Here is a 7,746-nt window from a genome sequence, read left to right as displayed (position 1 = left end):
CCCCCCCCCCCCCCCCCCCCCCCCCCCCCCCCCCCCCCCCCCCCCCCCCCCCCCCCCCCCCCCCCCCCCCCCCCCCCCCCCCCCCCCCCCCCACCGTGCTCACTTGGCCGCGGTCTTCTTCGCCGCGGTCTTGGTCGGCTTGGCCGCGGCGGGCTTCGCCGCCGGGGCCTTCGCCGGGGCCGGCTCCGCGGGCGCGGCGGGCGCTGCCGGAGCGTCCACCGACCCGGAGGCCAGCCCGGCCACGCCGAACTTCAGCGAGGCCTCGTAGGTGTTGTCCGGGTCCAGCCGGCGGAGCTCCTCCGCCAGCAGCTCGGCCGTGTCGCGGCGCTTGAGCGCCACCGCGCGGTCGGGCTGCCCCGGCATGCACAGGGTGGCCAGCGCCCCGTCCGCCCGGTCCAGGACGATCGCGCCGTCCTTGGTCTCCAGCCGTACGGCCGTCAGGCCCGGACCGTCGGAGAGGGTACGGGTGACGGGGACCCCCAGGCGGTCCGCCAGCCACATGGCCAGCAGCTCGCAGCTCGGGTTCTCGTCCTCGCCCTCGACCGTGGCCGACACGATCCGCAGCGCCTGCTGCTGGTCGAGCGCGGCCGCGAGCATCGAGCGCCACGGGGTGATCCGGGTCCAGGACAGGTCCGTGTCGCCGGGCGCGTAGGCGGCCGCCCGGGTGGCGAGGGACCCGATGGGCTCCTCGGACGCGTAGGTGTCCGTGATCCGGCGCTGGCCCAGGGCTCCCAGCGGATCGCCCGCCAGGTCGGACGGCGCGCCCTGCGGCCACCACACGACCACCGGGGCGTCCGGCAGCAGCAGCGGGAGGACCACCGACTGCGCGTGGTCCACCAGTTCGCCGTGCAGCCGCAGCACAACCGTTTCGCCCGTGCCGGAGTCCGCCCCGACGCGGACTTCCGCGTCGAGCCGGGCGTCGCGGCGGCTACGGGCCGATCGGCTGACGCGCTTGATCACGACGACGATCCGCGAGGGGTGCTCGTGGGCCGCGTCGGTTGCCGACTTGAGCGCGTCGTACGCGTTCTCCTCGTCGGTCACGATCACCAGCGTCAACACCATGCCGATGGCGGGCGTGCCGATGTCCCGGCGCGCCCGCACCAACGCGGCGTTGATCTTGCTGGAGGTGGTCTCCGTGAGGTCGATCTTCATGGCCGGCGCCAGCTCCGTCCGTCTCGTGCGAGCATCTCGTCCGCTTCGACCGGTCCCCAGGTGCCCGCGGGGTACTGGGCGGGCTTGCCGTGCTTGTCCCAGTACTCCTCGATCGGGTCGAGGATGTTCCAGGACAGCTCGACCTCCTGGTGGCGCGGGAAGAGGTTCGCGTCGCCGAGGAGGACGTCCAGGATCAGTCGCTCGTACGCCTCCGGGCTCGACTCCGTGAAGGACTCGCCGTAGGCGAAGTCCATCGTGACGTCCCGGACCTCCATGGAGGTGCCCGGAACCTTGGAGCCGAAGCGGACGGTGACGCCCTCGTCCGGCTGGACCCGGATGACCAGGGCGTTCTGCCCCAGCTCCTCGGTCGCGCCCGACTCGAAGGGCAGGTACGGGGCCCGCTTGAAGACCACCGCGATCTCCGTCACCCGGCGGCCCAGGCGCTTGCCCGTCCGTAGGTAGAACGGCACGCCCGCCCAGCGGCGGTTGTTGATCTCCAGGCGGATCGCGGCGTAGGTGTCGGTCTTCGACTTGGGGTCGATGCCGTCCTCTTCGAGGTAGCCGACGACCTTCTCGCCACCCTGCCACGCGGCCGAGTACTGCCCGCGCACGGTGTGCTTGCCCAGGTCCTCGGGCAGCTCGACGGCGGTCAGCACCTTGAGCTTCTCCGCCACCAGCGCCTTGGGGTGGAAGGAGCCGGGCTCCTCCATCGCGGTGAGCGCGAGCAGCTGGAGCAGGTGGTTCTGGATGACGTCACGGGCCGCGCCGATGCCGTCGTAGTACCCGGCCCGGCCGCCGATGCCGATGTCCTCGGCCATGGTGATCTGCACGTGGTCGACGTACGACCGGTTCCAGATCGGCTCGAACATCGTGTTCGCGAAGCGGAGCGCCAGGATGTTCTGGACGGTCTCCTTGCCGAGGTAGTGGTCGATCCGGAAGACCTCGTTGGGCGGGAAGACGTCGTGCACCAGCTGGTTGAGCTCCTGGGCGCTGGTCAGGTCGTGGCCGAACGGCTTCTCGATGACCGCGCGCCGCCAGGAACCCTCCTTCTGGTCCGCCAGCCCGTGCTTCTTGAGCTGGGCGACGACCTTGGGGAAGAACTTCGGCGGGACGGACAGGTAGAAGGCGAAGTTGCCGCCCGTGCCCTGCGCCTTGTCCAGCTCCTCGATCGTCGACTTCAGCGTCTCGAACGCCTCGTCGTCGTCGAAGTCGCCCTGGACGAACCGGCAGCCCTGCACCAGCTGCTGCCAGACCTCCTCGCGGAAGGGCGTACGGGCGTGCTCCTTGACCGCGTCGTGCACCTCCTGGGCGAAATCCTCGTCCTGCCATTCGCGCCGGGCGAAGCCGATCAGCGAGAAGCCCGGGGGCAGCAGGCCGCGGTTCGCCAGGTCGTAGACGGCGGGCATCAGCTTCTTGCGCGACAGGTCACCCGTAACGCCGAAAATGACCAGGCCGGACGGCCCCGCGATGCGCGGGAGCCGCCGGTCCTGTGCGTCACGAAGCGGGTTCGCTCCGTTCACAGACAAAATTCTCAGGCCTCCGTGGGGGCGAGGCGCTCGAGCTCCGCCTCGGTGGACTTCAGCAGGTCGTTCCAGGACGCCTCGAACTTCTCGACGCCTTCGTCCTCCAGCAGCTGCACCACATCGTCGTACGAGATGCCCAGCTTCGCGACCGCGTCCAGCTCCGCGCGAGCCTGGTCGTAGGTGCCGCGAATGGTGTCGCCGGAGACCTCGCCGTGGTCGGCGGTGGCCTCCAGGGTGGCTTCCGGCATGGTGTTGACGGTGCCGGGGGCGACCAGGTCCACCACGTACAGGGTGTCCTTGTACGCCGGGTCCTTGACGCCGGTCGAGGCCCACAGCGGACGCTGCTTGTTGGCCTGCGCCTTGTCCAGGGCCGCCCAGCGCTCGCCGGAGAACACTTCCTCGTACGCCTCGTAGGCCAGACGGGCGTTCGCGAGCGCCGCCTTGCCCTTGAGGGCCTTGGCCTCGTCGGTGCCGACGGCGTCCAGGCGCTTGTCGATCTCCGAGTCCACGCGGGACACGAAGAAGGAGGCGACCGAGTGGATCTTGGCGAGGTCCAGGCCCGCGGCCTTCGCCTTCTCCAGACCCGCCAGGTACGCGTCCATGACCTCGCGGTAGCGCTCCAGCGAGAAGATCAGCGTGACGTTGACGCTGATGCCCTTGCCGATGACCTCGGTGATCGCCGGCAGGCCGGCCTTGGTCGCCGGGATCTTGATGAGCGTGTTGGGACGGTCCACCAGCCAGGCGAGCTGCTTGGCCTCGGCGATGGTCGCCGTGGTCTCGTGCGCCAGACGGGGGTCGACCTCGATCGAGACCCGGCCGTCCTGGCCCTCGGTGGAGTCGTAGACGGGGCGCAGGATGTCGGCGGCGTCGCGGACGTCCGCCGTGGTGATCATGCGGATCGCCTCGTCGACGGTGACCTTGCGGGCGGCGAGGTCGGCGAGCTGCTGCTCGTAGCCGTCACCGCTGCTGATGGCCTTCTGGAAGATCGACGGGTTGGTGGTGACACCGACCACGTGGCTCTGGTCGATGAGCTCGGCCAGGTTGCCGGACGTGATGCGCTTGCGGGACAGGTCGTCCAGCCAGATCGCCACGCCCTCGTCGGAGAGGCGCTTGAGTGCGTCTGTCATGGGAATTGCATCTCCTACTTGTCTTGTTACGGGCGTCAGCGCGCGGTGGCGGCGATCGATTCCCTGGCGGCGGCGGTCACGGCCTCCGGGGTGAAGCCGAACTCGCGGAACAGCACCTTCGCGTCGGCCGAGGCACCGAAGTGCTCCAGCGAGACGATCCGGCCGGCGTCGCCCACGTAACGGTGCCAGGTCAGGCCGATGCCCGCCTCGACGGCGACGCGCGCCTTCACCGACGGCGGCAGGACGCTGTCCTTGTACTCCTGGGTCTGCTCCTCGAACCACTCGACGCACGGCATCGAGACCACGCGGGCCGGGACGCCCTCGGCCTGGAGCGCCTCGCGCGCCGCGACGGCGAGCTGGACCTCGGAACCGGTGCCGATGAGGACGACCTCGGCCGGAACGGTCTCGCCCGCGGGGCCTTCGGCCTCGAACAGGACGTACCCGCCCTTGGCGGCGTCCTCGTTGCGGTCGTAGGTCGGCACGCCCTGGCGGGTCAGCGCCAGGCCGTGCGGGGCGCCCTTGCCGAACACCTTGGTGTGGCGGCGCAGGACCTCGCGCCAGGCGATGGCGGTCTCGTTCGCGTCGGCCGGGCGGACCACGTTCAGGCCCGGGATGGCGCGCAGCGCGGCGACGTGCTCGACCGGCTGGTGCGTCGGGCCGTCCTCGCCGAGGCCGATGGAGTCGTGCGTCCACACGTACGTCACCGGCAGGTGCATCAGCGCGGACAGGCGCACGGCGTTGCGCATGTAGTCGGAGAACACCAGGAAGGTGCCGCCGTAGATGCGGGTGTGGCCGTGCAGCGCGATGCCGTTCATGGCCGCGGCCATGGCGTGCTCGCGGATGCCGAAGTGGATGGTGCGGCCGTACGGGTCGGCCTCCGGCAGCGGGTTGCCCTTCGGCAGGAACGAGGAGTTCTTGTCGATGGTCGTGTTGTTGGAGCCGGCGAGGTCGGCCGAGCCGCCCCACAGCTCCGGGATGACCGCGCCGAGCGCTTCGAGCACCTTGCCGGAGGCGGCGCGGGTGGCGACGCCCTTGCCGGTCTCGAAGGCGGGGATCCGCTCTTCCCAGCCCGCGGGCAGCTCGTTCGCCTGGATGCGGTCGAACTCGGCGGCGCGCTCCGGGTTGGCGGTGCGCCAGGCGGAGAAGTCCTTCTCCCAGGCGGCCTTGGCCTCGCGGCCGCGGTCCAGCGCCTTGCGGGTGTGCGCGATGACCGCGTCCGACACCTCGAAGGTCTGCTCCGGGTCGAAGCCGAGGACGGCCTTGGTGGCCGCGATCTCGTCGTTGCCGAGGGCCGAGCCGTGCGAGGCCTCGGTGCCCTGCGCGTGCGGCGCGGGCCAGGCGATGATCGAGCGGGCGGCGATGAAGGACGGACGCCCGGTCTCGGCCTTGGCGGCCTCCAGCGCGGCGTACAGGGCCTTCGGGTCGAGGTCGCCGTTCGCCTGCTGGGCGACGCGCTGGACGTGCCAGCCGTACGCCTCGTAGCGCGCGATGGTGTCCTCGGAGACGGCCGTCTCCGTGTCGCCCTCGATCGAGATGTGGTTGTCGTCCCACAGCAGCACGAGGTTGCCGAGCTTCTGGTGGCCGGCCAGCGAGGACGCCTCCGCGGAGATGCCCTCCTGCAGGCAGCCGTCGCCCGCGATCGCGTAGACCATGTGGTCGAACGGGGAGGTGCCCGGGGCGGCCTCCGGGTCGAACAGGCCGCGCTCGTAGCGGGCGGCCATCGCCATGCCCACCGCGTTCGCCACGCCCTGGCCCAGCGGGCCGGTCGTGGTCTCGACGCCCGCGGTGTGCCCGTACTCGGGGTGACCGGGGGTCTTCGAACCCCAGGTGCGGAACGCCTTGAGGTCGTCCAGCTCCAGGCCGAAACCGGCCAGGTAGAGCTGGGTGTAGAGGGTGAGGGACGAGTGCCCCGCGGAGAGCACGAAACGGTCCCGGCCGACCCATTCGGGGTCCGACGGGTCGTGCCGCATCACCTTCTGGAAGAGGGTGTAGGCGGCGGGGGCCAGGCTCATGGCCGTACCGGGGTGGCCGTTCCCGACCTTCTGCACCGCGTCAGCGGCGAGAATGCGGGCCGTGTCAACGGCGCGCTGGTCCAGTTCGGTCCACTCGAGCTCTGTGGTCGTCGGCTTGGTGCTCACCGTGGGTCAGGGCTCCTCTCCACATGTCGAATCCCGGTGACGTACCGTGCACCGGCGCGATTCCGAGCCTACCCTCGCCGGGGCGTGCAGCTATTCGAGTGCCTCCACACCGTCACCACCTTGCCACGTCCGGTTCAGCGCGACGGGTGCCGATCGGCCCAACACGGGGTGACCCCCGCGCGGGGCGACGTAAGGGCAACGTCTACAGTGGCGTGGTACGCGCAAGTCTTTACCGGGCCCTCATGTCCGGAGCTTGCTGGGAGTCTCTGTCAGGGGTGTGCGTGACGGCCGTCGAATCCCGTCCAGCGGGGGTGCTCGGTTCCCCTTCCGGTCACCGGCCGTTCGGGGCCCGGGCCATGGCCTTCGTGGCGCTGACGAAGCCGCGGATCATCGAGCTGCTGCTCATCACGACCGTGCCGGTGATGTTCCTCGCCGAGCAGGGCGTTCCGTCGATGTGGCTGGTCCTCGTGACCTGCTTCGGCGGCTACCTGTCCGCGGGCGGCGCGAACGCGCTGAACATGTACATCGACCGCGACATCGACGCGTTGATGGACCGGACCTCGCAGCGGCCGCTGGTCACCGGAATGGTCAGTCCGCGGGAATGCCTGGTCTTCGGCATCTCGCTCGGGGTGGTCTCCACCCTCTTCTTCGGCCTGCTGGTCAACTGGCTGTCGGCCGCGCTGTCGCTCGGTGCGCTCCTCTTCTACGTCGTGGTCTACACGATGCTGCTGAAGCGGCGCACCTCGCAGAACATCGTGTGGGGCGGCATCGCGGGCTGCATGCCGGTGCTCATCGGCTGGTCGGCGGTCAAGGACGAGGTGTCCTGGGCCGCGGTCATCCTCTTCCTCGTCATCTTCTTCTGGACGCCGCCGCACTACTGGCCGCTGTCCATGAAGGTGAAGGACGACTACGCGCGGGTCGGCGTGCCGATGCTGCCGGTGGTCGCGGGCAACCGGGTCGTGGCGCGCCAGATCGTCCTCTACAGCTGGGTGATGGTGGCGGTCTCGCTGCTGCTGACCCCGCTGGGCTACACCGGGTGGTTCTACACCGCGGTGGCGCTGGTGGCCGGTGGCTGGTGGCTGTGGGAGGCGCACGCGCTGCACGCCCGGGCCAAGGCCGGGGTGACGGGCGCGAAGCTCAAGGAGATGCGGCTGTTCCACTGGTCGATCACCTATGTGTCGCTGCTGTTCGTGGCCGTGGCCGTGGATCCCTTCCTCCGCTGATTACTCACCGGTAGCATGCCGTCCATGGCAGACACCGCAGCAGTCACTCCCGACAAGAAGCAGGACCGCACCGCGGCGAAGCTGGCCAAGCAGATCGACGCCTTCGCCAAGTTGCACGGCGGCGCCGAGGGCCAGCTCGCCCACATCGGCCGGGCGGGCACCCGCATCGTGCTCGTCGGCGCCGACGGCGGCTGGGGCGACCTGGTGGCCCCCGCGTACGAGGTCGCGCGGCTCGCGGCCGAGAAGGCGGGCCTGACGCTCCAGGACGCCTTCGACGGCGAGATGGCGGCGCGGGTGCGGACCGGCCCGTACGAGTGGACCCGGATGGCCGGCATCCAAGTGGGCGGCCCCAAGAACCCCCCAGCCGCGACTCCCGCTCCCGCGGTGGAGGCCGCCCCGGCCGCGGAGGCGAAGCCGGCGCCCGCTGCGAAGGCCGCGCCCGCCGCCGCCACGAAGACCGAGCCCGAGGCTGCCAAGCCCGCGCCGGCTGCCGCCGCGAAGGCGGCTCCCGCCGCTGAGGCGAAGCCCGAGGCCGAGGCTCCGAAGCCCGCGCCCGCCGCCGAGGCGAAGGCCGCGCCCGCCG

6 protein-coding genes are annotated in these 7,746 nt (G+C 70.9%); 2 read left to right on the top strand and 4 right to left on the bottom strand.

Annotation, left to right across the window (positions count from 1 at the left end):
- Positions 1-99: 99 nt before the first annotated feature.
- From opcA to tkt, 4 genes are read right to left on the bottom strand one after another with little or no spacing between them, the layout of a single operon-like run.
- Positions 100-1,152 (bottom strand): glucose-6-phosphate dehydrogenase assembly protein OpcA, encoded by a 1,053-nt coding sequence (gene opcA, locus ACZ4UB_RS31445; protein ID WP_468075395.1) that lies wholly within the window; start codon positions 1,150-1,152, stop codon positions 100-102.
- Entirely contained in the window at positions 1,149-2,681 is a 1,533-nt protein-coding gene (gene zwf / locus ACZ4UB_RS31440; protein WP_354382306.1) for a glucose-6-phosphate dehydrogenase, read from the bottom strand. Before zwf ends, opcA begins: the two co-directional genes overlap by 4 nt.
- Before the next feature lie 2 nt (positions 2,682-2,683).
- Positions 2,684-3,802, bottom strand: coding sequence for a transaldolase (gene tal / locus ACZ4UB_RS31435; protein WP_467961081.1), 1,119 nt, complete (start codon positions 3,800-3,802; stop codon positions 2,684-2,686).
- Positions 3,803-3,837: 35 nt separating this feature from the next.
- Positions 3,838-5,940 carry a transketolase gene (gene tkt / locus ACZ4UB_RS31430; protein ID WP_468075393.1) on the bottom strand — a complete coding sequence of 701 codons (2,103 nt, stop codon included), beginning with the start codon at positions 5,938-5,940 and terminating at the stop codon, positions 3,838-3,840.
- A gap of 281 nt (positions 5,941-6,221) precedes the next feature.
- Here tkt and ACZ4UB_RS31425 point away from each other — a divergent pair, with 281 nt between their 5' ends.
- The gene (locus ACZ4UB_RS31425; RefSeq protein ID WP_354382201.1) at positions 6,222-7,163 is read left to right on the top strand and encodes a heme o synthase; all 942 of its coding nucleotides are present in this window, start codon (positions 6,222-6,224) and stop codon (positions 7,161-7,163) included.
- Between the two features lie 24 nt (positions 7,164-7,187).
- On the top strand, positions 7,188-7,746 hold a 559-nt coding region (locus tag ACZ4UB_RS31420), incomplete at its 3' end, for a hypothetical protein (protein WP_468075390.1).

It is taken from the genome of Streptomyces sp. NPDC028419 (assembly GCF_055565515.1).
The sequence above is the reverse complement of the archived record's forward strand: the minus strand, read 5'-3'. Positions and strand labels throughout refer to the sequence as shown.

Coding starts and splice junctions, on each gene's coding strand:
- opcA (WP_468075395.1), bottom strand. CDS start 1,152: ATGAAGATCGACCTCACGGAGACCACCTCCAGCAAGATCAACGCCGCG.
- tal (WP_467961081.1), bottom strand. CDS start 3,802: ATGACAGACGCACTCAAGCGCCTCTCCGACGAGGGCGTGGCGATCTGG.